24 protein-coding genes are annotated in these 23,445 nt (G+C 71.8%); 19 read left to right on the top strand and 5 right to left on the bottom strand.

Going from position 1 to position 23,445, the window contains the following annotated elements; genetic code table 11:
- Positions 1–8 precede the first annotated feature (8 nt).
- Positions 9–2,405, bottom strand: a complete 2,397-nt coding sequence (locus QSJ97_RS12730; RefSeq protein WP_285672151.1) for a DUF3553 domain-containing protein — start codon at positions 2,403–2,405, stop codon at positions 9–11.
- Between the two features lie 164 nt (positions 2,406–2,569).
- Here QSJ97_RS12730 and msrA point away from each other — a divergent pair, with 164 nt between their 5' ends.
- A complete protein-coding gene (msrA, locus tag QSJ97_RS12725) occupies positions 2,570–3,217 on the top strand; it encodes a peptide-methionine (S)-S-oxide reductase MsrA (RefSeq protein WP_285672150.1) in 648 nt (215 codons plus the stop codon).
- Positions 3,218–3,313: 96 nt separating this feature from the next.
- On the opposite strand, the gene QSJ97_RS12720 is transcribed toward msrA, so the two are convergent.
- Positions 3,314–5,554, bottom strand: coding sequence for a TadE/TadG family type IV pilus assembly protein (locus QSJ97_RS12720; RefSeq protein ID WP_285672149.1), 2,241 nt, complete (start codon positions 5,552–5,554; stop codon positions 3,314–3,316).
- A 207-nt stretch (positions 5,555–5,761) separates the two neighbouring features.
- On the opposite strand from QSJ97_RS12720, the gene QSJ97_RS12715 reads away from it, so the two are divergent.
- Positions 5,762–6,652, top strand: a complete 891-nt coding sequence (locus QSJ97_RS12715) for a 50S ribosomal protein L11 methyltransferase (protein ID WP_285672148.1) — start codon at positions 5,762–5,764, stop codon at positions 6,650–6,652.
- A gap of 69 nt (positions 6,653–6,721) precedes the next feature.
- Here QSJ97_RS12715 and QSJ97_RS12710 read toward each other — a convergent pair whose 3' ends face one another.
- Positions 6,722–6,934: a DUF1127 domain-containing protein gene (locus tag QSJ97_RS12710; RefSeq protein WP_285672147.1), complete on the bottom strand. Its 213-nt coding sequence runs from the start codon at positions 6,932–6,934 to the stop codon at positions 6,722–6,724.
- 172 nt (positions 6,935–7,106) lie between these two features.
- The gene (locus QSJ97_RS12705) at positions 7,107–7,271 is read right to left on the bottom strand and encodes a hypothetical protein (protein WP_285672146.1); all 165 of its coding nucleotides are present in this window, start codon (positions 7,269–7,271) and stop codon (positions 7,107–7,109) included.
- 317 nt (positions 7,272–7,588) lie between these two features.
- Here QSJ97_RS12705 and ruvC point away from each other — a divergent pair, with 317 nt between their 5' ends.
- The 17 genes from ruvC to QSJ97_RS12620 all read left to right on the top strand — a co-directional run bounded on the left by ruvC (position 7,589) and on the right by QSJ97_RS12620 (position 22,888).
- On the top strand, positions 7,589–8,083 hold the full coding sequence (gene ruvC / locus QSJ97_RS12700) for a crossover junction endodeoxyribonuclease RuvC (protein ID WP_285672145.1): 495 nt from the start codon (positions 7,589–7,591) through the stop codon (positions 8,081–8,083).
- Positions 8,083–8,745 carry a Holliday junction branch migration protein RuvA gene (gene ruvA / locus QSJ97_RS12695; RefSeq protein ID WP_285672144.1) on the top strand — a complete coding sequence of 221 codons (663 nt, stop codon included), beginning with the start codon at positions 8,083–8,085 and terminating at the stop codon, positions 8,743–8,745. The genes ruvC and ruvA overlap by 1 nt, the downstream gene beginning before the upstream one ends.
- A 4-nt stretch (positions 8,746–8,749) precedes the next feature.
- Positions 8,750–9,787: a Holliday junction branch migration DNA helicase RuvB gene (ruvB, locus tag QSJ97_RS12690; RefSeq protein WP_285672143.1), complete on the top strand. Its 1,038-nt coding sequence runs from the start codon at positions 8,750–8,752 to the stop codon at positions 9,785–9,787.
- Between the two features lie 76 nt (positions 9,788–9,863).
- Positions 9,864–10,709: an Ivy family c-type lysozyme inhibitor gene (locus tag QSJ97_RS12685; RefSeq protein ID WP_285672142.1), complete on the top strand. Its 846-nt coding sequence runs from the start codon at positions 9,864–9,866 to the stop codon at positions 10,707–10,709.
- A complete protein-coding gene (locus QSJ97_RS12680; RefSeq protein WP_285672141.1) occupies positions 10,706–11,359 on the top strand; it encodes a hypothetical protein in 654 nt (217 codons plus the stop codon). The genes QSJ97_RS12685 and QSJ97_RS12680 overlap by 4 nt, the downstream gene beginning before the upstream one ends.
- Entirely contained in the window at positions 11,356–11,763 is a 408-nt protein-coding gene (gene ybgC / locus QSJ97_RS12675) for a tol-pal system-associated acyl-CoA thioesterase (protein ID WP_285672140.1), read from the top strand. The genes QSJ97_RS12680 and ybgC overlap by 4 nt, the downstream gene beginning before the upstream one ends.
- Positions 11,764–11,996: 233 nt before the next feature.
- Positions 11,997–12,680, top strand: coding sequence for a protein TolQ (gene tolQ / locus QSJ97_RS12670; RefSeq protein ID WP_285672177.1), 684 nt, complete (start codon positions 11,997–11,999; stop codon positions 12,678–12,680).
- Positions 12,680–13,153, top strand: a complete 474-nt coding sequence (locus QSJ97_RS12665; protein WP_285672139.1) for an ExbD/TolR family protein — start codon at positions 12,680–12,682, stop codon at positions 13,151–13,153. Before tolQ ends, QSJ97_RS12665 begins: the two co-directional genes overlap by 1 nt.
- Positions 13,153–14,361 (top strand): hypothetical protein, encoded by a 1,209-nt coding sequence (locus tag QSJ97_RS12660; protein WP_285672138.1) that lies wholly within the window; start codon positions 13,153–13,155, stop codon positions 14,359–14,361. Before QSJ97_RS12665 ends, QSJ97_RS12660 begins: the two co-directional genes overlap by 1 nt.
- Positions 14,358–15,695, top strand: coding sequence for a Tol-Pal system beta propeller repeat protein TolB (tolB, locus tag QSJ97_RS12655; protein ID WP_285672137.1), 1,338 nt, complete (start codon positions 14,358–14,360; stop codon positions 15,693–15,695). The genes QSJ97_RS12660 and tolB overlap by 4 nt, the downstream gene beginning before the upstream one ends.
- Before the next feature lie 185 nt (positions 15,696–15,880).
- A complete protein-coding gene (gene pal / locus QSJ97_RS12650) occupies positions 15,881–16,369 on the top strand; it encodes a peptidoglycan-associated lipoprotein Pal (RefSeq protein ID WP_285672136.1) in 489 nt (162 codons plus the stop codon).
- 3 nt (positions 16,370–16,372) lie between these two features.
- Positions 16,373–17,251, top strand: a complete 879-nt coding sequence (locus QSJ97_RS12645; RefSeq protein WP_285672135.1) for a tetratricopeptide repeat protein — start codon at positions 16,373–16,375, stop codon at positions 17,249–17,251.
- A gap of 75 nt (positions 17,252–17,326) precedes the next feature.
- A complete protein-coding gene (tilS, locus tag QSJ97_RS12640; protein WP_285672134.1) occupies positions 17,327–18,616 on the top strand; it encodes a tRNA lysidine(34) synthetase TilS in 1,290 nt (429 codons plus the stop codon).
- 85 nt (positions 18,617–18,701) lie between these two features.
- Positions 18,702–20,621, top strand: coding sequence for an ATP-dependent zinc metalloprotease FtsH (gene ftsH / locus QSJ97_RS12635; protein WP_285672133.1), 1,920 nt, complete (start codon positions 18,702–18,704; stop codon positions 20,619–20,621).
- A gap of 110 nt (positions 20,622–20,731) precedes the next feature.
- The gene (locus tag QSJ97_RS12630) at positions 20,732–21,136 is read left to right on the top strand and encodes a hypothetical protein (RefSeq protein WP_285672132.1); all 405 of its coding nucleotides are present in this window, start codon (positions 20,732–20,734) and stop codon (positions 21,134–21,136) included.
- 59 nt (positions 21,137–21,195) lie between these two features.
- Positions 21,196–22,071, top strand: coding sequence for a SnoaL-like domain-containing protein (locus QSJ97_RS25005; RefSeq protein ID WP_352231085.1), 876 nt, complete (start codon positions 21,196–21,198; stop codon positions 22,069–22,071).
- Between the two features lie 22 nt (positions 22,072–22,093).
- Positions 22,094–22,888, top strand: coding sequence for a methyltransferase domain-containing protein (locus QSJ97_RS12620; protein ID WP_285672131.1), 795 nt, complete (start codon positions 22,094–22,096; stop codon positions 22,886–22,888).
- On the opposite strand, the gene QSJ97_RS12615 is transcribed toward QSJ97_RS12620, so the two are convergent.
- Complete coding sequence (locus tag QSJ97_RS12615; protein WP_285672130.1) at positions 22,876–23,445, bottom strand: DUF924 family protein; 570 nt, start codon at positions 23,443–23,445, stop codon at positions 22,876–22,878. The two genes, QSJ97_RS12620 and QSJ97_RS12615, sit on opposite strands and share 13 nt — an antisense overlap.

Below are 23,445 nucleotides of genomic sequence, written 5' to 3'. Positions count from 1 at the left end.
CGGGTGGCTCAGAAAGGCACGTCCGGGACGGCTGCGCCGTCCGGGGGCGACTGGTTCTCCGCGCGCGTCACATAGGCCGCCACCACCTTCTTCTCCCCCGCCTTCTCGAAGCGGACGGTGAGCTTGTCGCCCTCCACCTCGGTCACCTGACCATAGCCGAACTTCTGATGGAAGACACGGGTGCCGGGCTCGAAGGCCGGGTTCGCCTCGGCGTCGATCACCAGCGCGCGCGCCTCCTGCGGCTGGGCGATCGGGCGATCGCGGCCACGGGCGGCGAAGCGGCGCCAGCCGGGCGAATTGTAGCTGTCGGCCCGCGCGGCCTGGCTCTCGAGCTGCGAGCCGGTGCCGGCCTGCATCGCCGCCGCCTGGGTGCCGCCATAGAGCCCCGGCGGGGTCAGCACCTCGACATGCTCGCCGGGAAGCTCGTCGATGAAGCGCGAGGGCAGCGCGGATTGCCAGCGGCCATAGGTCTGACGGTTGGCGGCGAAGGAGATGGTGAGATGGGCCCGCGCCCGGGTGATGCCGACATAGGCGAGGCGGCGCTCCTCCTCGAGCCCCTCGAGCCCGCTCTCGTCCATCGAGCGCTGCGAGGGAAACAGCCCGTCCTCCCAGCCCGGCAGGAACACCAGCGGGAATTCGAGCCCCTTGGCGGCGTGCAGCGTCATGATCGAGACCTTGGGGCTGCCATCCTCGCTCTCGTTGTCCATCACCAGGCTGACATGCTCGAGGAAGCCCTGCAGGTTCTCGAACCCCTCCAGCGCGCCGACGAGTTCCTTGAGGTTCTCGAGCCGGCCCGGCGCCTCGGGCGACTTGTCGTTCTGCCACATCGCGGTATAGCCGGCCTCGTCGAGGATGATCTGCGCCAGCTCGACATGGGAGGGCACGCCGGCCTGCACCTGCGCGTGCCAGCGGTCGAAGCATTCCACCAGCTTGCCCAGCGAGGCGGCGGCGCGCTTGGTCATCCCGTGCCCGCCCGCGGCGCAGGTGCGCGCGGCGTCGATCAGCGGGATGCGCTCGGCCCGGGCGAGGCCCTGGACCGCCTGCATCGCCTTGTCGCCGATGCCGCGCTTCGGGGTGTTGACGATGCGCTCGAAGGCCAGGTCGTCGTCCGGGCTGACGGCGACGCGGAAATAGGCCATCGCATCGCGGATCTCCATGCGCTCGTAGAAGCGCGGGCCGCCGACTACGCGGTAGGGCAGGCCGATGGTGAGGAACCGGTCCTCGAAGGCGCGCATCTGGAACGAGGCGCGCACCAGGATCGCCATGCCGTCGGGCGAGAGCGGCGGGTTGCCGCGGCTGCCCTGGGAGGCCGCCTCGATCTCCTCTCCGATCCAGCGGGCCTCCTCCTCGCCGTCCCAGTGGCCGATCAGCCGGACCTTCTCGCCCTCGTTCGCCTCGGTCCAGAGGGTCTTGCCGAGCCGGCCCTGGTTGGCCGCGATCATGCCGGAGGCGGCGGCCAGGATATGCAGGGTCGAGCGGTAGTTCTGCTCCAGCCGCACGACCCGAGCGCCGGGGAAATCGGTCTCGAACTTCAGGATGTTGCCGACCTCGGCGCCGCGCCAGCCATAGATCGACTGGTCGTCGTCGCCGACGCAGCAGATGTTGTGATGCGCCTGGGCCAGAAGCCGCAGCCAGAGATACTGCGCGATGTTGGTGTCCTGGTACTCGTCGACGAGGATGTAGCGGAAGCGCTGCTGATACTGCTCTAGCACGTCCGTATGGCGCTGGAAGATCGTGAGCACATGCAGCAGGAGATCGCCGAAATCCACGGCGTTCAGCGTGCGCAGCCGGTCCTGGTAGGCGATGTAGAGCTCGCCCGCGCGGCCGTTGGCGAAGCCGAGCTCGTCTGCCGGCACCTGCGAGGGGCGCTGCGCCCGGTTCTTCCAGCGATCCAGCAGCCCGGCAAAGACCCGGGCCGGCCAACGCTTGTCGTCGATGCCCTCGGCCGAGAGGATCTGCTTGATCAGGCGGATCTGGTCGTCGGTGTCGAGGATGGTGAAGTTGGATTTCAGATCCACCAGCTCGGCATGGCGGCGCAGGATCCTGACGCAGATCGCGTGGAAGGTGCCGAGCCATGGCAGCCCCTCCACCGGCCCGCCAAGGAGCGCGGCGCAGCGCTCCTTCATCTCGCGCGCCGCCTTGTTGGTGAAGGTCACCGCGAGCACCTGGCTCGGGAAGGCGCGGCGGGTGTGGATGAGATGCGCGAGCCGGGTGGTCAGCACCCGGGTCTTGCCGGTGCCGGCGCCGGCGAGCACTAGGACCGGGCCGTCGAGCGCCTCCACGGCCTCGGCCTGCGCCGGGTTGAGCCCGTCGAGATAGGGCGGGGGCGCCGCCGCGCGTTCGGAGAGCGGGCGGGCATCGAAGGCCCCGAAGGCCTCTGCCTCGTCGAATTCGTAGCCAGCCATGCGCGGAGTGTAGCGCGGGCGCGGTGCTAGGGAAAGGGGGTGTTCCTGACTTGTTCACCTATTTCTTGTGGGTGAACCACGGCGCATCGCCAGGCCCACGCAGGATTGATTGCCGGCGCTGGCGCGGCGCCATATCTCTGGTCGAGAGGCATATGGAGGAGCCGATGTTCGGACTGTTCAGGAAACCGGAGGTGCCGGCGGCGGGGCGCGCCTTGCCAGGGCGGGCGGAGCCGATCCCCACCGCCGAGATGCATTTCGTCAATGGCCGGCCGCTGAAGGGGCCCTTTCCGGAGGGGCTGGAGCGCGCGGTCTTCGCCATGGGCTGCTTCTGGGGCGTGGAGCGCAAGTTCTGGACCCGGCCCGGCGTCTGGGTGACGGCGGTCGGCTATGTGGCGGGCGAGACGCCGAACCCGACCTATCGCGAGGTCTGCTCGGGCCAGACCGGGCACACGGAGGCGGTGCTGGTGGTCTTCGATCCGGCAGGGATCTCCTATGCCGAGCTGCTCCGGCTGTTCTGGGAGGGGCACGACCCGACCCAGGGCATGCGCCAGGGAAACGATGTCGGCACGCAGTACCGCTCCGGCATCTACACCATGGACGATGGCCAGCGCGCGGCGGCCGAGGCGTCGAAGGCGGGCTATCAGACCGAGCTATCGCGGGCCGGCCATGGCCAGATCACCACCGAGATCCTGCCCGCCGCGGAATTCTTCTACGCCGAGGACTATCACCAGCAGTATCTCGCGAAGAACCCCGGCGGCTATTGCGGGGTGGGCGGCACCGGCGTCAGCTGCCCGGAGGGGCTCGGCGCCTGAAGCGGCCCGGCGGTCGACATGCAACGGGGCGCGCCGTGCTGCCGGCGCGCCCCGTTGTCGTCCGTGGCGGGCCGGTGAGCCCGCCGCCTGTGCCTGCTACTGGGTGAGCTGCGGGGTGAAGCGCTCGAGTACCTCGCCCTCGCCGATCAGCTCCATGTAGACGCGGACCTCGTCGAGCCCGCCGGCGCCGGTGCTGTTGTCGCAGTCCAGCCGCTCCACGACATCGGTGGTGGCGCTGCCGATCGTGCCGTCCAGCACGAGGCTGTCGAGAATCGCCCGGTCGGCGGCATCGTCCGGATCGAGATAGCCGCAGAACATCGTCGCCGGGCGCGGCAGGAACCAGTCGACCGTGCCGAGCACCGGGGCGGTATAGTTGCCCGAGGTCGAGTCGACACCGCCATCCACCGCCGCCTGGCAGTCGATGATGATGCTGCGGAACCGGCGGCGTTCATGCTCCGGGTCGCCGTCGTTGGGATAGGCGAGGCAGGTCTCCGGATCGGCCGAGTTGCAGACCGAGGTGGAGCCGTCCGGCCGGGTGATGGTCTGCCCGTTCAGCAGCGCCGCGTGTTCCAGCGGGCGGACGATGACGTCCTCCGAGGCCCTGGCCGAGCCATAGGGCGAGGTGGTGGTGCTGTTGGCGTTGTAGATCTCGCTGGCGCCGCTGTGGTTCATCGGCGGTGTCGAGCTGTCGAAGACGCCGGCATAGGTCATCGACATGTCCTCGGCGCCATGCCCGTCCGGTGCCAGGGTCGACTCGTTGAGCCGGGCCCATGCGTAGAACTCGTACCAGGTGTCGACCGAGGCGGGGATGGTGACGGTGCTGCCGCTGCCGCCGCCGCCGAGGCCGCCGCCCAGACCGCCGCCCAGACCACCGCCGAGCCCGCCGCCCAGACCGCCGCCGAGGCCGCCGGAGCCGCCGCCGCCGGGATCATAGGCGTCGAGCATCGAGTCCATGCTCGCGCTGGAGGCGGTCTGGCTGTTGCCCACGAAGGGGATGGTGCACGGGGTCGGGCCGGTCTGGCCGAGCGCTGCCTGCTGGGTGCCGAGATGGCAGGAGTGATAGCCCCAGTCATGCCCGGTGATGCCGCCGAAGCCGTTCAGCGTGTAGCCCGGCGCCGGAATGCCCTGATAGCCCGGCTGCTCGTAGTCGAGATGGTCGTAGTAGATCGACATGCCGCCGGGTGTGGTGCTCGCGGTGGCGTGGCGCTCGTTGGTCTCGTCGTAGTCGGTGCGCATCTCCTCCCAGGCCATCAGCACGTCGAGATCCGGCTCGAAATACTGGCCTGCGGGCGAGCCGTTGACCGAGTAGGTCGGGTCATAGGTGAGCCCGTCGGTGGCGTCGTAGTCGAAGGGATAGTTGTAGAGGTCGAAGGTCGTGTTCAGCGCGGCGACCACGGTGCGGGCCTCCGCCGGGGCGATCTCGATCTCGTCGCCATAGCAGACCCGCTGCGGCTTCTGCGCCATCCGGCAGACCGAGGTCGCGAACGCGTTGTCGACGCCCGGGAAGATGTTGCCGACGGTGGTGCTGTCGCCGCAGGCGAGGCCGCCGTTCACCGGGTCCCGAAGCTCGAAGAGCTGGTTGCGCACCTGCCAGCCGAAGGGCGATTCGCTGCCGATCGGCTTGCCCGCGCCGCCATCGGCGCTGGCGAAGGTCATGATCGTGCGCCCGTCGATGTCGCCGTTGTCGAGGAGCGTCTCGTAGTCCGACCCGGTGCCCTCGTAGGGGTTGCACATCACCAGCGTGGTGACGTCGACGCAGGTGTCCTGCACCAGGTTGGCGGCGGCGACCACGTCGATCCGCGCCGAGCCGGGATCGGTGCGCGGCGAGACGCCGATCATCTGCGCCAAGCCCTGCATGATGCGGTACATCGCGCCGGCGAAGCTGTCGATCTCAACCGCCCGGACATGGGCAACGACATAGCGCGCCGACTCGCTCGCGGTGGCCAGCGTGGTCTGCGTGCCGGAATCCGAGGAGCCCACATCGTCGCAGCTCGCGCTCAGGGCGCCGCCCCAGGCGCTGCTGATGTCGGGCTGCGTCTTCGAGCCGTCGGTGTCGGGATCGAAGGTCGAGTAGAAGGTCAGGCTCTCGATCTCGAACTCTTGGCCGCCGCTGTCGAAATCGGTGATCAGCGCCTGCGCGGTCTCGAAGCCGTTCATCACCTGGCAGGCCCGCGCGATGGCGTCTTCCTCCCCGTCGAGCTCGGTGACCGCCGCATGGGCCACCTGGTCCGCGAACGACTGCATCTTCGAATGGATCTGGTAGATGCGCCCGGAATCGAGCACCATGCCGGTCGTCCCGAAGAGCAGGATCGACAGGATAAGCATCTGGATCGTCATGGTTCCGGCGCTGTTGCCGAGAAAATCGCGGGTGACACCCGCTTGACACCCCCAACGCCGAGAAAACTTAAACGTCAGCACTCCAGGCATCTGGCGCCTCCGATTCGCTTTTGCTCAGATATGGTCCCACATCGAGCAAAGTAGCGGCTTGACGGCGGAAATGCATCACCTTTCTGGCATAATCGGGCCCGGCGGAGGGGCCAGACCATGAATGACGCGACTTACACCGCCATCACCACACTGCCGGGGCGCGGGCCGGCCGAAGCACTTGGCGCGGCCCTCGAGGAGGTCGAGCCCGGCCCGACCGGGGTTGGCGTCTTCGAGGTCGAGGACGGCAGCGGCCTCTGGGAGGTGGGGGGCTATTTCCAGGGCCCGCCGCCGGAGGCCTCGCTGATGCTGCTGGCCGCGGCCTTCGGGGCGCGCCCCTTCGCCGTCAGCCGGCTCGACGATCGCGACTGGGTGGCTCAGGTGCGCCGCGAGCTGAGCCCGGTCGAGGCCGGGCGGTTCGTCGTGCACGGGGGCCATGACGCGCATCGCATCCCGCCTCAGAAGATCGGGCTAAGAATCGAGGCTGCAATGGCTTTTGGCACCGGCCATCACGCCACGACACAGGGCTGCCTGCTGCTGCTCGACCGCATCGCACGGGCCGGGCTGAAGCCGCGGCGCGTGGCCGATATCGGCTGCGGCACCGGTGTGCTGGCGATGGCGGCGGTGCGGCTCTGGCATGTCTTCGCGGTGGCGGGCGACATCGACCCCGTCGCGGTGGCGACGGCCAGCGCCAATGCCCGGGCCAACGGGCTGGCGCCCGCGCTGGTCACCGCCTGCGCGCCGGGCTTCCGCAACCCGGTGCTGCGGCGCACGGCGCCCTATGATCTGGTGTTCGCCAACATTCTCGCGGGCCCGCTCAAGCGGCTCGCGCCGGAGATCGCCCAGCACATGTCGCACGAGGGCATCGCGGTGCTCTCGGGCCTGCTGGATGCGCAGGCGCCGGGGGTGCTCGCGGTCTATCGCGGGGTGGGGATGACCCCGGTCGCGAGCGTCTCGCGGGCGGGCTGGACGAGCCTTGCCCTGTCGCGCGCGGCGCATCGCATCGCGTGACGCGGCATCGGGGCCCGCGTCACGCGCGGGCCCTCGGTACACCGGCGGAAAGTGCCGCTCAGCGGCGGATCACCACCGGCCGCGGCGGGCGAAGTTGTCGACCTCGTCCGAGGTCAGGCCGATGTCCTTGAGCTGCTCGGGGCTCAGGCGGCGCAGCTCGGACGCGGTCGCGCGGACCCGGCGCCACTCGGCGATGCGCTCGAGCAGGTCGGAACCGAAGCGGACGACGGTGTGGGCAGTGATCGCCCCGAAGGGCAGGCGGTTGGCAACATTGTCGGTCATGGCGATGTCCTCTGGTCGGTGGAGTGCGCAGCGCGGGGGAACGCGAGGCGCAAGGGAACGGGTTCCGGCGCCCTGGGGGAGGCACCGGAGATGCGGGCGCCGCCGGCCCCGGGGAGGGCAAGGCGGCGGATCGGGATTCGACTGCGGCCGGCCCGGACGGGCCGATTGGAGCTCAGGCGCCGAGGCGTCCCATATCGGCCAGGGAGAGGCCGAGATCCTCGCGCCGATCGGGGCTCATGGCCCGCAGGGTGTCGGCGGTGCGGAGTCCCTCGATCCAGGCGGCGAGCCGGGCGAGGAGGTGGGGCTGTTGACCGGCCGGGTGTGGCATGATGGTCATGGCGCTGTCGCTTTTCGTCCATTGCTGGCTTCCGGGACCATCCCGGCGCCGTCAGGCAGGGAAATGGACCGCGCAGGGCAATATCTCAATTGCTATAACTGCATGGCTTGCTTGCGTTTCCAGCAAATGCTGCATTGCGGTAACAGGCGGTCGGATGCAGATGGCGGAATGTCGCTTTCAGGCGATTTCCGGCCTCCCGCGGGCTGGCGGCCGTTCCCCTTTCGTGCTAGGCGTGAAAAAAACGTGTCGTGGCTGCTACGGTTGGGTGAAACCTGCCGGCATGCGGCGACATGCCGGAGGCGAGGAGCAGAGCGGCAATGCGCGTGATCGGGATCGATCCGGGGCTGAGACAGACCGGCTGGGGGGTGGTCGAAGCCGAGGGGCAGCGCCTCGCGGCGGTGGCGCACGGGGTCTGCCGCTCCGGCGAGGGAGCGCTGGCGGTGCGGCTGGCCCGGCTCTACAACGCGCTGGAGACGGTCTTCGCGGCACATGAACCGGATGCGGCGGCGGTGGAGCAGACCTTCGTCAACCGCGATGCGGCAGGCACGCTGAAGCTCGGCCAGGCCAGGGCGGTGGCGCTTCTGGTGCCGGCGCGGGCCGGGATCTCGGTGGCGGAATACGCTCCCAACGCGGTGAAGAAGGCGGTGGTGGGCGTCGGCCATGCCGACAAGGACCAGGTGGCCCACATGGTGAAGATGCTGCTGCCCGGCGTCGTTCCGGCCACGCCGGATGCCGCGGATGCGCTGGCGATCGCGATCTGCCATGCCTGGACGGCGGGAGCGGCGGGCCGGCGCGCCGCGGCGGTGCGCTGATGATCGGCAAGCTGAGCGGGCGGATCGACTACATCGCCGCCGATCACGTGCTGATCGAGGCTGGCGGCGTCGGCTACATGGTGCATTGCGCGCCCGGCACCCTGGCGCGGCTGCCGCAGCCCGGCGAGGCGGCGGCGCTCTATACCGAGCTGATCGTGCGCGAGGATCTGCTGCAGCTGATCGGCTTCCGCACGGTGGCGGAGCGGGAATGGCACCGGCTGCTGACCTCGGTGCAGGGGGTCGGCGCCAAGGTGGCGCTGGCGATCCTCGACGCGCTCGGGCCGGAGGGGGTGAGCCGGGCGCTGGCGCTCGGCGATGCGGCGGCGGTGAAGGCGGCGCCGGGCGTCGGGCCCAAGCTCGCCAACCGGATCGTGAACGAGCTGGCGGACAAGGCGGCGAGCGTCATGGCGCTCGGCGCGCAGGCGGGGCGGACGGCGGCGCCAGCCGCCGCCGTGGCCCCGGCGGTGCCGCTCGCCGACACCGCCCCGGCGCCGGAGGAGGACGACCCGCTGGCGGCGGCGGATGCGCTCTCGGCGCTGCTCAATCTCGGCTACGAGCGCGCGCAGGCGGCCCGCGCGGTTGCCGAGGCCGGGCGCGACGGCAGCAGCGGCACCGCGGATCTGATCCGCGCCGCGCTCCGCAGCCTCGCGCCCGAGAGCTGAGCCGATGGCCGAGCCCGACCCGATCCTGCGCCCCGATCCGCAGGCCGAGGACGAGCCGCAGCGCGCGCTCCGCCCGCAGCGGCTCGCGGATTTCACCGGCCAGGCGGAGGCGCGGGCCAATCTCGCGGTCTTCGTCGAGGCCGCCCGCCAGCGCGGCGAGGCGATGGACCACCTGCTGCTCTACGGCCCCCCCGGTCTCGGCAAGACCACGCTGGCGCAGATCGTGGCGCGCGAGCTCGGGGTGGGCTTTCGCATGACATCGGGGCCGGTGATCGCCAAGCCGGGAGACCTCGCTGCGGTGCTGACCAATCTCGAGGCGCGCGACGTGCTCTTCATCGACGAGATCCACCGGCTCTCGGCGGTGGTGGAGGAGATCCTCTATCCGGCGATGGAGGATTTCGAGCTCGATCTCGTGATCGGCGAAGGGCCGGCGGCGCGCACGGTGCGGATCGGGCTGCAACCCTTCACGCTGATCGGGGCGACCACGCGGCTGGGCCTGCTGACCACGCCGCTGCGCGACCGTTTCGGCATCCCGACCCGGCTCGAGTTCTACACGCGCGAGGAGCTGACGCAGATCGTCGGCCGGGCGGCGGGGCTGATGGGGCTGGAGGCCGAGCCCGACGGGGTGGCCGAGATCGCCGGGCGCGCCCGCGGCACGCCGCGCATCGCCGGGCGGCTGCTGCGCCGGGTGGCGGATTTCGCGCAGGTCGAGGCGGGCGGGCGGCTCACGCGCAAGCTCGCGGACCGGGCGCTGGCGCGGCTCGGCGTCGACAGCCTGGGGCTCGACGGGGCGGACCGGCGCTATCTCGCCCTGCTGGCCGAGCATTATGGCGGCGGGCCGGTCGGGGTGGAGACGATCTCCGCGGCGCTCTCGGAGGCGCGGGACGCCATCGAGGAGGTGATCGAGCCCTATCTGATGCAGGCCGGCATGGTTGCGCGCACCCCGCGCGGCCGGGTGCTGACCCAGGGCGCGTGGCGGCATCTGGGCCTCGCGCCGCCGCGGCCGCCGGAGCCCCAGCCGCGGCTCTTCGAGGACGACTGAGCCCGGCGGCGTGCTTGTGCGGCGCCGGGCGGCGCGGCAGGGTGGGACCGTCCAGTGATTGCCGGGAGGGTCCGCGATGCCATGTCGTCACCGCCTTATGCGCCTGCCGCTGGCCGGTCTCGCCGCTGTGCTGCTCGCCGTTGCTCCCGCCGGGGCCGGCCCGATCGCCACCAGCTTCGGCGAGCTCGGGCTCGAGGGCGATCCGGGGCTGCAGATGCGCCTGATGCGGGGCGGACGGCCGGTGCCCGGCGCCTCGGCGCCCTATGTCACGGTGGTGGAGATCGTCGCGCTGCCGGGCGGCGGGGATGCCGCGCTGGTCGAGCTGAGCGATGGCGGCAATGCCTGCACGGGGCGCTATCTATGGGTGCATGGCGCGGCGGCCGGCCGGGTGCGGGTGACGCCGGAGTTCGGCTCCTGCCTCGGGCTCATCGGCGGGGTGCGGACGGGGCCGGAGGGCCTCTCGGTCGCCTTTCGCACCGCCGATCCGGGGCTGACGCGCCGCATCGTCAGCTATGACGGCGCCCGGCTGCGCGAGATCGCGGTGCATGAGCACGAGTTCGGCGCGGCGGCGGCAGGGCCTGGTAAAGAGGTCTCCCGCTGGGACGGCGCCCATCCCTCGGAGATCCTCGATCTGGCCGGCGAGCGGCTGCGCTTCCTGCAGATCATGGGGCGGGCGGATCTCTCGGAACTGCGCCGTCGGCTGATGGTGGCCTCGGCCGCCGGAACGCATGACGGCGCGGTGATCGCCGAGGGCTGCATGGCGCATGACTGCGGCGACGAGCGCGGGCTGCTGGCGATCGAGATCGCCACCGGCCGGCCCTTTGCCGCGATTCTCTCCGAGGGGCATCCGGTGCGGCTGTTCGGCGGCGCGCCGGAGGAGCTGCCGGCGGCAATGCGCGCGCGGCTCGCGGCGGCCGAGTGACCCCTGCGGCGGCACCCGGCGAAGCCCGCGTCCGGGCGTTCTTCACCCGCTCCGGGGGCGGCTACCGTTTCGCGCGCTGGGGCCGGCCGCAGGTGCCGGCGATCTTCGGCGCCGCGCCCGAGGCCGAGCGCGCGCTCACCGAGGCGCTGCGGGCCGTCGCCGCGCTCTCGCCGCATGGGGTCGCGGCGGAGGACCGGGAGCTTGGCGCGAACGCGCTCGTCTTTCTCGCCGAGCGCTGGGCCGATCTGCGCGAGGTGCGCGGCCTGCCGCGGCTGGTGCCCGATCTCGACCGGCTGGCGGATGTCCTCGGCGCGACCGGGGCCAACCAGTACCGCATCTTCGATTTCGACGGGCGCGGCGCGATCCGCCTCTGCATCACGCTTCTGTGTGTCGATGACGATCTCGCCCGGCTGCCGCTGCCGGCGCTGGCGCTCTCGCAGGCGGCGATGGGGATGCTGCTCTGGTCCGACCGGGCATTTCTCTCCGAGAGCCCGGTGGCGCTGCTCGAGGGCGGTCGGGTGATCCTGCGCCCGGAGATTGCAGCGGTGCTGCGCGCGGCCTATGACCCGGAACTGCCCGATGCGAGCCTCGACCCGGCCCATGCCGCGGCGCTGGCCGCCCGCATCGGGGCCGAAGGGGAGGGCCCATGATCCACCGGATGGAGATCCGCGTCTATTACGAGGATACCGACCTCGCGGGCGTGGTCTATTACGCCAACTACCTGAAATTCCTCGAGCGCGGGCGCACCGAGGCGCTGCGGATGCTCGGCGTCGACCAGTCCCGGCTGAAGGCCGAGGCGGGCCTCGTCTTCGTCGTCACCCGGGTCGAGATCGACTATCGCCGCCCGGCGCTGTTCGACGACCAGGTGACCGTGGAGACCGCACTGGCGCGGCGCGGCGCCGCCCGCATCGTGATGGACCAGCGGGTGCTGCGCGGCGCGGCGCTGCTGGCCGAGGCGCGGGTCTCCCTCGCCTGCATGACCGCCGAGGGCCGGCCGACCCGGTTGCCGCCCGAGATCGGCGAGGCTCTGGACCGTTTCGCCGCAGATCGTTAAAAGGGAGCCTTAGAAAAGCGGTTCCTTGCGTGCTGAATGTGCAAATCGCCCCGGATACAGGGGCCAGCGGCGCGCTGCGTGAGAACCGGGCCGGGGGACGCCGCGGTCGAGGAGAGCAGGTCATGGACTATGCGGGTGTGACAACCCTGGCCGCGCTGGCTGCTGCGCAGGCGGCCGATCCGTCATCGCTGGGAGCAGCGCGCGCCGAGGCGGTGGATTTCTCGGTCCTCGCGATGTTCTGGCGGGCGACGCCCATCGTGCAGGCGGTGATGCTGCTGCTGCTGGCGGCTTCCTTCTGGTCATGGACGATCATCCTTTCCAAGGCGCTGGCGCTCGGGCGGCTGACCAGGCAGACTCGCGCCTTCGAGGCGAACTTCTGGTCCGGCCAGTCGCTCGACGAGCTGTTCGACCGGGTCGGCGCCCGCCCGCGCACCCCGATCGAGCGGGTCTTCGTGGCGGGGATGCGGGAATGGCGGCGCTCCTTCCTGCCCAATGGCAGCATCCTCGCGGGCACCCAGGCGCGGCTCGACCGGGCCATGGCGGTGGCCATCGCGCGCGAGGGCGAGCGGGTGCAGAGCCGGCTGGCCTTCCTGGCGACGGTGGGGGCGGTCTCGCCCTTCGTCGGGCTCTTCGCCACCGTCTGGGGCATCAAGCACAGCTTCGAGAGCATCGCCATCGCGCAGAACACCAACCTCGCCGTCGTCGCGCCCGGCATCGCCGAGGCGCTGCTGGCCACGGCGCTCGGGCTGCTGGCGGCGATCCCGGCGACCGTGGGCTACAACCGCCTCGGTGCCATGGCGGAGGGGGTGAGCGCCTCGCTCGAGAATTTCGCCGACGAGTTCTCCACCCTGCTCGCCCGCGAGATCGACCGCAGCCAGACGCCGATGGCCCAGCCCGCCGCGATGGGGATGCACTGATGGGGGCCGGCGTCGGCCAGGCGCGCGGCGCCCGCACCCGCGGGCAGGGCCAGGGGCTGCGCCCGATGTCCGAGATCAACGTCACGCCCTTCGTCGACGTGATGCTGGTGCTGCTGATCATCTTCATGGTGGCGGCGCCGCTGCTGACCGTCGGCGTCGCGGTGGAGCTGCCCGAGACCAACGCCCCGCCGCTGCCCAATGCGCAGGAGGAGCCACTCACCGTGACGGTCGATGCCGGCGGCGGCTTCTCGATCCAGAACCAGCCGGTGCCGGTGGCCGAGCTGCTGCCCAAGCTCGCCGCGATCCGCGCCGCCCGCGAGGACGACACGATCTATCTCCGCGCCGATGCGGGGATCGACTATGGCCGGGTCTCCTGGCTGATCGCCGAGCTGAACCGCGCGGGCTTCCTCAAGATCACCTTCGTGCACGACCAGCCGGCAGGGGGGCTGCCGGAGGGAGAGGACGCGGGGTGATGCGTCGCGCCAGGCGTCAGGCCGCCGGGAAGACCGGCACGGAGGCGGATCTCGTGGAGACCGGTGCCGGCGGCATGCGCGAGGGGCTGATCGCCTCGGGCGCGCTGCATCTGGGGCTCCTCCTGGCGGTCCTGGTGGGCCCGCTCTTCGCCGCGCGCGAGGAGCCGGCCCAGTTCATCACGGCGGAGGTTTCGGTCATCGACGGCGCCGATTTCGACGCGATGCTCTCCGCCGCCCCGGTGCGCCCCTCCGATGCGCCGGATGGGCCGGTGGCGCCCGAGCTGGCGGAGACCCCGCCGCTGCAGCCCGCGCCGCCGGCAGAGACCGCACCGGAGCGGGGCGAGCTCGGGCCCGTGGCCGCGGCGCCCCCCGATCCGCGCCCCGACCTGCCCGTGCTGGCCAGCCCGCCGCCGCCGACCACGGTGCCGACCGAGGCCGTGCGCCCCTCGATCGCCGAGATCCCGGTGCCCGATGCCCCGCCGGCCGAGGCGCCGGTGCCCGAGAGCCCGCCCGCCACCGAGCCGGTGCAGCCGCTTGCCTCGCGCCCCGTGCCGGTGCCAGGTGCACGGCCCGAGCGCCCGCCGGATCCGGAGCCTGCGCCCGCCGAGGCCGAGGCGCCGGAGCCCGAACCGGACGAGACCGAGACCCCGGAGGCCGAGGTCGCGCAGGAACCGGAGGCGCCGGAAGGCCCGGCGCCGCGCGAGGCCCGGCTGCCGGTGGCACGCCCGGCCGAGGTCGCCGCCGCCTCCGCCGCCTCGCAGGAGACCCGCCAGGCCGCGGCGACGCCGGAACCCTCGCCGGAGCCGGCGCCCGAGCCTGCTGCCCGCCAGGCCGCCGAGCCGACGCCGCCGCGGGCCGCCGGCGCCAGCCGTTTCGCCAGCCAGGTCAGCCGCGGCGAGAAGGACGCGCTGCGGCTCGGCATCCAGCAATACTTCACCTATGCCGGCAGCCGCGCCGACCGCAGCCTCGAGGTGACGGTGGCGATCGCGCTCGACCCGGCGGGCAGCATCGTCGAGGGGCCCGAGCTCGTCGAGGCCCGCGGCGGCGACCAGGGCGCGCAGCGGGCGCTGTTCCAGGCCGGCCGGCGCGCGCTGATCCGGGCAGCGAGCCAGGGCCGGGTCTTCGCCAAGCTGCCGAGGGAGAAGTTCTCCGCCTGGCAGCGCATCCACGTGACATTCACTCCCCATGGAGCCGGATTCAGCTCATGAGACATCTCCTTGCCCGTGCGGGCGCCGCACTCCTCCTCTCGCTCATCGCCACGGGGCTGGTGCCTGCCGGCCCGGCCGCGGCGCAGGCGCCGCCGCTGCAGCTGCGCATCGAGGGCGCGGAGTTCGCGCCGCTGCCGACGGCGCTGATGCCCTTCGCCGCCGGGGATGGCCTGGCCGCGGTCGCCGCCGAGATCGACCAGGTGCTGGAGGCCGATCTGGAGCGCTCCGGGCTGTTCGGGCTGATTTCGCCGGCCGCCTTCATCGAGGCGTCGCTGCCCTTCGACACGGTGCCGACCTATGCCAACTGGCGCGCCATCGACGCGCAGGCGCTGGTGACGGGCCGGGTGATGCGCGCCGCCGACGGCCGGGTGCAGGTGCAGTTCCGCATCTTCGACACGGTGGCCGAGACCGAGCTCGCCGGGCTGCAGCTGCTGGCCGACCAGGAGGCGCGCCGCCGGCTCGCGCACAAGGTGGCCGATCAGGTCTACACCGCGCTGACCGGCGAGGGCGGCTATTTCGACAGCCGCATCGCCTTCGTCGACGAGACCGGGCCGAAGGGCAGCCGGCGCAAGCGCATCGCGCTGATGGACCAGGACGGCGCCAATGTTCGCTATCTCACCGGCGCCGATGGGCTGGTGCTGACGCCGCGGATCTCCCCCGATTCCCGCCGCGTGCTCTACATCTCCTATGATCGCGGGCAGCCGGAGATCTGGATGCAGGAGATCGCCACCGGCGCGCGCGAGCGGCTCGGCAACTTTCCCGGCATGAGCTTCGCGCCGCGGTTCTCGCCGGCGGGCACGGAGGTCGCGCTGTCGCTCTCGCTCGAGGGCAACACCGATCTCTACGTGCTGACGCTGGGCGGGCGCCAGCTGCGCCGGCTGACCCGGCATCCCGGCATCGACACCGCGCCCTCCTTCTCGCCGGACGGCAACCGGATCGTCTTCGAGTCGGATCGCGGCGGCAGCCAGCAGCTCTACGTGATGTCGTCGATCGGCGGCCCGGCGCAGCGGATCAGCTTCGGCCAAGGCAGCTACGGCACGCCGGTCTGGTCGCCGCGGGGCGACCTGATCGCCTTCACCAAGATCCAGGGCGGGCGCTTCAACATCGGCGTGATGCGGGCCGACGGCTCGGAAGAGCGGCTGCTCGCCGCCGGCTTCCTCGTCGAGGGGCCGAGCTTCTCGCCGAACGGCCGCGTCATCGCCTTCATGCAGGAGAGCCCCGGGCAGAACGGCGCGCCGCGGCTGATGTCGATCGATGTCAGCGGGCGCAACCTGCGGCCCGTCCCCACCCCGAACGCCGCCTCCGACCCCGCGTGGTCGGCGCTCTTGCCCTGAGCGGTGACTGGGCCCGCCATCGGGCGCCCTTGCGGCCCGGCGGCTGCGCAGGGATACTGCGCGGCGCGGGAGACGGGGGCCAGCGGGGCGGGCCTGAACGAGAGACAAGAACTGCAATCCCAACTGAATCCCTGAGAGGCAGGACAGTCATGGCGACGCACCGGAAGACTTTCACGAGACTGGTAATGGCCGCGGCCCTGGCGTCATTGGCCGCGTGTTCGAGCTCGGACGAGGCGGGTCCCGCAACCGGCAGCGGTGCCGGCGGCGGCGACCCGACGGCGGGCGCGGGCGGCATTTCCGACATCACCTCCGTCGAGTACTTCAACGTGGTGGTGGGCGACCGGGTGTTCTTCGACACCGACCGGCACGATCTCGATGCCCCGGCGCAGGCGACGCTGGTCAGGCAGGCCGCCTGGCTGGCGCAGAACCCCGGCGCCACCGCCGTGATCGAGGGCCATGCCGACGAGCGCGGCACGCGGGAATACAACCTCGGCCTCGGCGCGCGCCGCGCCAATGCCGTGCGCAGCTTCCTGATCAGCCAGGGCGTGGCGCCGGGCCGGCTCTCGAGCGTGAGCTACGGCAAGGAGCGCCCGGTGGCGCTCTGCTCCGACGAGAGCTGCTGGTCGCAGAACCGCCGCAGCGTCAGCGTCGTCACCAAAGCGGCCGGGAGCTGAGCCATGGGGGCCGGGGTTTTCGCACGCGCCGCAGGTCTGGTCGTGATCGGGATGCTGGCGGCTCTGCCCGCCGGCGCCCAGCAATGGACCGGCAGCGGCGACACGGTGCAGGATCTGCGCTACCGGCTCGGCATTCTCGACGCCGAGATGGCCGATATCCGGGCGCGGCTCCAGGCGCTCGACGGCGGCGCCCCGGCCCCGCGTACCGGCGGCGGCGGCAGTGCCGGCGGCGGCGAGGCGCTGGTGCGGCTCGACCGGCTGGAGGCGGAGCTGGGCCGGCTCACCGGCATCGTCGAGCAGCTCGAGTTCCAGCAGCGCCAGATCGCCGAGGATGCCGGGCGGCGCTTCGGCGACATCGATTTCCGCCTGACCGAGCTCGAGGGCGGCGATGTCGGCAGCCTGGCGCCGCCGCAGCCGCTCGGCGGGCAGCGCCAGGCGGCGGCCCCGGCGCCGGCGCCCGTGCCCGTGGCCCCGGCGCCGCGGACCGGCGCCGGCGGCGGCGGGCGCACCGATCTCGACCTCGCGATCGCCGATATCCAGCAGGGCCGCTTCGACCAGGGCGAGGGGCGGCTCGAGCGCTATCTCGCCGAGAACCCCGGCCGCGCGGAGGCGGCGGAGGCGCAGTTCTGGCTCGGGCGGAGCAACTTCGTGCGCGGCAGCTTCGCCGAGGCAGCGCGGCGCCATCTCGCGGGCTACAACACCGACCGGCAGGGGCCGCTGGCCGCCCGCAACCTGCTGCAGCTCGGCGTCACGCTCGGCCGGCTCGGGCAGGTCTCCGAGGCCTGCCTGACACTGCGCGAGGTGCGCAACCAGTTCCCGAACGACCGGGAGATGATCAATGCCGCGGATGCGGAGCGCGACAGCCTCGCCTGCGGGTCCTGACCGGCGATGACCGCGGCCGGGTCGCCCGCACCTGCGGCTGATCCGGCCGCGACGGCCCGGGCCTTCTCCGCGACGATGGACCGGCTCGCGCCGCCGGCGCCGGCCGGGCTCGGCATCGCGCTCTCGGGCGGCGGCGATTCGGCGGCGCTGACGGTGCTGGCGGCGGACTGGGCGAGGGGCTCCGGCCATCGCCTCGCCGCCGCCACGGTGGATCACGGGCTGCGCCCGGAAAGCGGTGCCGAGGCCGCCGCTGCCGGGCGGCTGGCGGCCACGCTCGGCATTTCCCACACCGTGCTCAGATGGGACGATGCCCCCGGCCGCGGCAATCTGCAGGCGGCGGCGCGGGCGGCGCGGCAACGGCTCCTCGGGGCCTGGGCGGCGCGCGAGGGGCTTGCCGCGGTGCTCACCGGCCATACCCTGGAGGATCGGGCGGAGACGCTGCTCCTGCGCCTTGCCCGCGGCTCCGGGCTCGACGGGCTGGCGGCGCTGGCCCCGGCGGCAGAGGTCGCCGGCACGCGCTGGCTGCGGCCGTGCCTCGGGCTCCGGCGCGAGGCGCTGCGCGACCTGCTGCGTGCCCGCGGCATCGGCTGGGCGGAGGATCCCTCCAACGACGACCCGCGTTTCGAGCGGGTGCGCGCGCGGCAGGCGCTGGCCCTGCTGGCACCGCTGGGGATCGGGGCGGAGGGGCTGGCGGCCACGGCGGCGCGGCTCGGCGAGCAGCGGCTGGTGCTGGAGGATGCCGCGGCGGCGCTGGCGCTCGAGGCGCGCCGGCTCGGCCCGCTCGGCGAGGTGGTGCATGACGGCGCAAGGCTCGCCGCGGCCCGGGCCGACACCGCCTTCCGCGTGCTGGCGGACAGCCTCTGCGGCATCGGCGGAGCCGCGTATCGCCCGCGCCAGGAGGCGCTCGAGCGCATCCTCACGGCGCTCCCCGGCCCGGCGGAGGGGACGCTGGCCGGCTGCTGCTGGCGGGCGGACGGCGACAGCCTGACGATCTGGCGCGAGGCGGCGGCGGCGGCGGCCCCGGTGGCGCTCGTCTCAGGCGCGGTCTGGGACGGCCGCTGGCGGGCGGAGGCAGCGGGCCCCCCGGGCACCATGCTCGGCCCGCTCGGCGCGCCGGGCCTCGCCGCGCTCCGTGCCGCCGAGCGGTCCGGCGAATGGACCGCGCCCGTGCCCTTCCGGGCGGCCCCTGTGGCGCTCCGCCGCGTGCAGCCGGCGCTCTGGGGCGCGCCGGGCCTTCTCGCCGCGCCGACGGCGGGGTATACCGCACCGGACCATGGCGGAGCCGGGCCCGCGATCGCCGATCTGCTCGCGCAGGGATGCCGCCGCGCCCAGGGTCTGCCCTTTCGTCGCAGCGCTTGCCCTTAACCGGTGCCTGCACCAATTATGATAGTCTGAGGCCACGGCGGTGACACGACGGGCCGTGCATCTTGCCACCAGCGGGAGAAAACACTTGGGTAACGCGAAGAACCTGGCCTTCTGGGCGATTCTCATCCTGCTCCTGGTGACGCTGTTCAGCGTGTTCCAGGACGGGTCGGGCTCAGGGAGCGGACGGTCCACATCCTTTTCCGAATTTCTGAACTCCGTGGACCAGGGCGAGGTTAAGAAGGCCACGATCGACGGCGAGCAGATCACCTACGAGACGCTGGCCGGCGAGCGGCTGACCACGATCCAGCCCCCGGGCAGCGACGTGACCGGCGAGCTGCGCCAGTCCGGCGTCGATTTCGAGGCGGTGCCGCAGGAGCAGGGCGGCTTCCTCTCGACGCTCGGCTTCTGGCTGCCGATGCTGATCATCTTCGGCATCTGGATCTACTTCCTCAACCGCATGCAGTCCGGCGGGCGCGGCGCCATGGGCTTCGGCAAGTCCAAGGCCAAGCTGCTGACCGAGCGGACCGGCAAGGTCACCTTCGACGAGGTCGCCGGTATCGACGAGGCCAAGGAGGAGCTCGAGGAGATCGTCGAGTTCCTGCGCGACCCGCAGAAATACTCGCGCCTCGGCGGCAAGATCCCGAAGGGCGCGCTGCTGGTCGGCCCTCCGGGCACCGGCAAGACGCTGCTGGCGCGGGCCATCGCCGGCGAGGCGGGCGTGCCGTTCTTCACCATCTCGGGCTCGGATTTCGTCGAGATGTTCGTCGGCGTCGGCGCCTCCCGCGTGCGCGACATGTTCGAGCAGGCCAAGAAGAACGCGCCCTGCATCGTGTTCATCGACGAGATCGACGCGGTCGGCCGGCATCGCGGCGCCGGCTATGGCGGCGGCAATGACGAGCGCGAGCAGACGCTGAACCAGCTCCTCGTGGAGATGGACGGCTTCGAGGCCAACGAGGGCGTGATCCTGATCGCCGCGACCAACCGGCCCGACGTGCTCGACCCGGCGCTGCTGCGCCCCGGCCGCTTCGACCGGCAGGTGGTGGTGCCGAACCCGGATATCGGCGGCCGCGAGAAGATCCTCGCCGTGCATGCCCGCAAGGTTCCGCTGGCGCCGAACGTCGATCTCAAGGTGATCGCGCGCGGCACGCCGGGCTTCTCGGGTGCCGATCTCGCCAACCTCGTCAACGAGGCGGCGCTGATGGCAGCCCGGGCCGACAAGCGGCTCGTCACCATGGAGGATTTCGAGCTCGCCAAGGACAAGGTGATGATGGGCCCCGAGCGGCGCTCGATGATCATGACCGAGAAGGAGAAGACGCTCACCGCCTATCACGAGGCGGGGCATGCGGTGGTCGGCCTCAACGTGCCGAGCCACGATCCGATCCACAAGGCCACCATCATCCCCCGCGGGCGGGCGCTCGGCCTCGTGCTGAGCCTGCCGGAGCGCGACCACCTCTCCCAGACCCGCGAGCAGCTCACCTCGAAGATCGCCATGGCGATGGGCGGGCGCGTGGCCGAGGAGATCGTCTTCGGCGAGGACCAGGTGACCAATGGCGCGGCCTCGGACATCCAGCAGGTCAGCCGCATCGCGCGGGCCATGGTCACGCAGTTCGGCATGTCGGAGAAGCTCGGCGCGATCGACTATGCCAACGAGCAGGACAGCTATCTCGGCAACTTCCAGGCCGGCGGCAAGATCTCCGGCAACACCCAGAAGATCATCGACGAGGAGGTCAAGCGCCTCGTCGACGAGGGCTACCAGACCGCCAAGAAGGTCCTCACCGAGAAGCGCGACGATCTCGAGCGGCTGGCCCAGGGGCTGCTCGAATACGAGACGCTGACCGGCGACGAGATCGCGCGCGTCCTGGCCGGCGAGAAGCTCGACCGGTCCGACGACAGCGGCGTGCCGCCGGCGACGAGCGGCGGCGGCCATGCGGCAATTCCCAAGGCCGGCAAGCCGAAGCGCGGCGATGACGGGCTCGAGGGCGGGCCGGCACCGCAGCCGACCTGAGCCCGGACCCGGCGGAGTTTGAAGGGCCCTGCCTCGGCGGGGCCCTTTTTCGTTGCGATAGAGATACCATCGGTTGGGCTCGCTGCATTGCTCTTGGGGGAGCTTCAGTGATGTCTTTCAGACCCACTCTGGCTGCGGCAGCCGCGGCCGCCCTGTTGCTGGCCTCGGCCGCGCCGGCCGCGACGATCCTCGAGACCGCGTCGCTCGGGCCAACCGGGCAGAACTCGGGGTCAGGCCTGAGCGATCAGTACCTCGGCGCGCGGTTCTCGATCTCCGAGCGCACGCGGGTCACCGCGGTCGGGGGGCATGTCGGGCGGTCTTACGGCAGCCTGTTCGCCGCGATCGTCGCGCTTCCGTCAGCCGGTGCATTGCCGGACTTCGCCGATCCGATGGATATCGACGCGCCGGGCATCGCCCTTTTCGGGCAGAGCTTCGAACTGCCGCTCGCCTCCGGCGCAAGCGGGGATATCAGCACCCCCTCTCGGTCACGCTGGACCCGGGCTTCTACGCGCTGATCTTCGGGGCGGATACCGACCGCACGGACGGCGCGTTCGGAGCCGACGGACTCGGCTACATGCCGAGCAACAACGCCGAGATTGGGTCGCCGAGCTTCTTCTACACGCTTGACGGGAACTGGCAGAACGGGGCCGCGAACCTGCGCTTCGTCGTCGAGGGCGAGCCGGCAGCCGATATGCCGCTGCCGGCGGGCGCAGTGCTGCTGCTGACCGGGCTCGGCGGGCTCGGCCTGCTCCACCGCCGCGCCGCCCGGGCACCGGCGCTACTCGCTGGCGCCCGAGAGGTGATCGGCGGTGCTGGTCTCGGCGAAGGGCAGGGCCTCCGGCGCAGGGCCCGGCGGCGGCAGGGCGCTGCAGGCGGCGAGCGCAGCCGCCAGCGCTGCGGCCAGCAGCCTGCGGGGATGTCTGTCGGCGTGTCGCATGGGCTCCTCCCGTCATCGGGGATCGGCCGATCCTGCGCCTCCATCGCCCGGTTGTCGAGGGACGGGACGGGTCTCCCGCGCACCGGCCGCTTGCCGAATCGATCCATGTGTTCTAAAAATGTTCTCATCATCTGGGAGGATCGCATGACCGACGAGCTGAAACGCATCGGCGAGGCGCTGGTCGCCCATTGCCGCAACGGAACCGAGGCCGAGGGCCTCGCCGCGCTCTATGCCGAGGACGCCGTCTCGGTCGAGGCGATGGACATGGGGCAGGGCCGCGAGGCGCAGGGCCTCGAGGCGATCCGCGGCAAGCATGCATGGTGGGAGTCCGCGATGGAGGTGCATGAGAGCACCGCCGACGGGCCGTATCCGCACGGGCCCGACCGGTTCGGCGTGATCTTCACCGCCGACGCGACCAATCGCGAGTCCGGGGAGCGGCACGCGATGAAGGAGATAGCGATCTACACGGTGCGTGACGGAAAGATCGTCCGGGAAGAATTCTTCTACGGCTGAGGCGGCACACGGAGGGGGCAGGGTGGCCGAGGGGCTCGATTTCAACGAACGGGCGGCGGAGCGGCTCGAGCGGGTCTATTCCGGCGCGGATATCGTCGCGCAGCGCGCGGACACGTTGCGGCGCCTGGCGCTCCGACCGGGCGAGCGGGTGCTCGATATCGGCTCCGGCCCGGGCTTTCTCGCCGAGGCGATGGCCGGGGTCGTGGGGTCCGGGGGCCGGGTGCGCGGCATCGACATTTCCGAGACGCTGCTCGCGCGCGCGAGCGCGCGGGCAACGGTGCCCTGGCTCTCCTATGGCCGCGGCGACGCGCAGGCGCTCGACGAGGCTGACGGCGCCTATGACGTCGTGGTGAGCACGCAGGTCGCGGAATACCTGCCGGATATCGACGCCTTCTGCGGCGAGCTCGCGCGCGTGCTGGCCCCGGGCGGGCGCGGCCTCGTGATCGCCACCGACTGGGACGCGGTGATCTGGCATTCCGATCATCCCGCACGCATGGCGCGGGCGCTGAAGCTCTGGGAGGGGCATTGCGCCGATCCGCGGCTGCCGCGCCATCTCGCGCCGCGGCTCAGCGCTGCGGGGCTGGCGGTGGCGGGCGTGTCGGCCTTTCCGCTGCTGAACCTGCGTTTCGAGGAGGGCGCCTACAGCCAGGGGATGGCGGGCTTCATCGCCGGCTATCTGCGCCGCGAGGGGAGCATGCGGACCGCCGAGATCGAGGCCTGGGCCGCCGAGCTGGCGGCGCTCGACGCGGCGGGGCGCTATTTCTTCGCCTCGCAGCGCTTCGTCTTCGAGGTGACGAAACCGGCTCAGCCCATGTAGCCGCCGGCCGCGCGATAGGCGCGCTCCTCGTCGGTGTCGCGGCGGCCGAGGGCGGCATTGCGGCTCGGGAAGCGCCCGAAGCGGCGGATCACGTCGCGGTGCTTGAAGCCGTGGATGCGGTTCTCGGCGCCCGCTTCCGGCATGCGCATCAGGACGAGCCGTAGGCAGCGCTCCTGATGGGTGAGCGATTCCGAGTGCATCAGCGGCAGGTAGAAGAACTGCCGCTCGGGCTCCGGCACGCGGAGGTCGTGGCCGAGATCGACGGCGAAGATCGCCGCGGCGCGGGCGGCGCCGTCGGAGGCGAAGGCGCGTGCCGTGCCGCGGAACATGTTCCGCGGGAACTGGTCGAGCAGGATCAGCAGCGCCAGCGTGTCCTCCGCCAGTGTCAGCCAGGCGCGCGCGCCGCCGGCCCGTGCCACTTCCCAGGGGCCGGCGAAGCGGTCGCGGATTTCCGCGTCGAGGTCGGCATCCACGGCGTACCAGCCGGCCGGGCCGACGCGGTCGATCCAGAACGCGCGGATCTCGGCGGCGAGTTCGAGCGAAAGCGGTGCGGTCAT

The organism is Paralimibaculum aggregatum, assembly GCF_030270585.1.
In the GTDB taxonomy this organism is placed as follows: Bacteria; Pseudomonadota; Alphaproteobacteria; order Rhodobacterales; family Rhodobacteraceae; genus Thermohalobaculum; species Thermohalobaculum aggregatum.
Note: the sequence above shows the minus strand (reverse complement) of the source record. Positions and strands in the feature narration are given on the sequence as shown.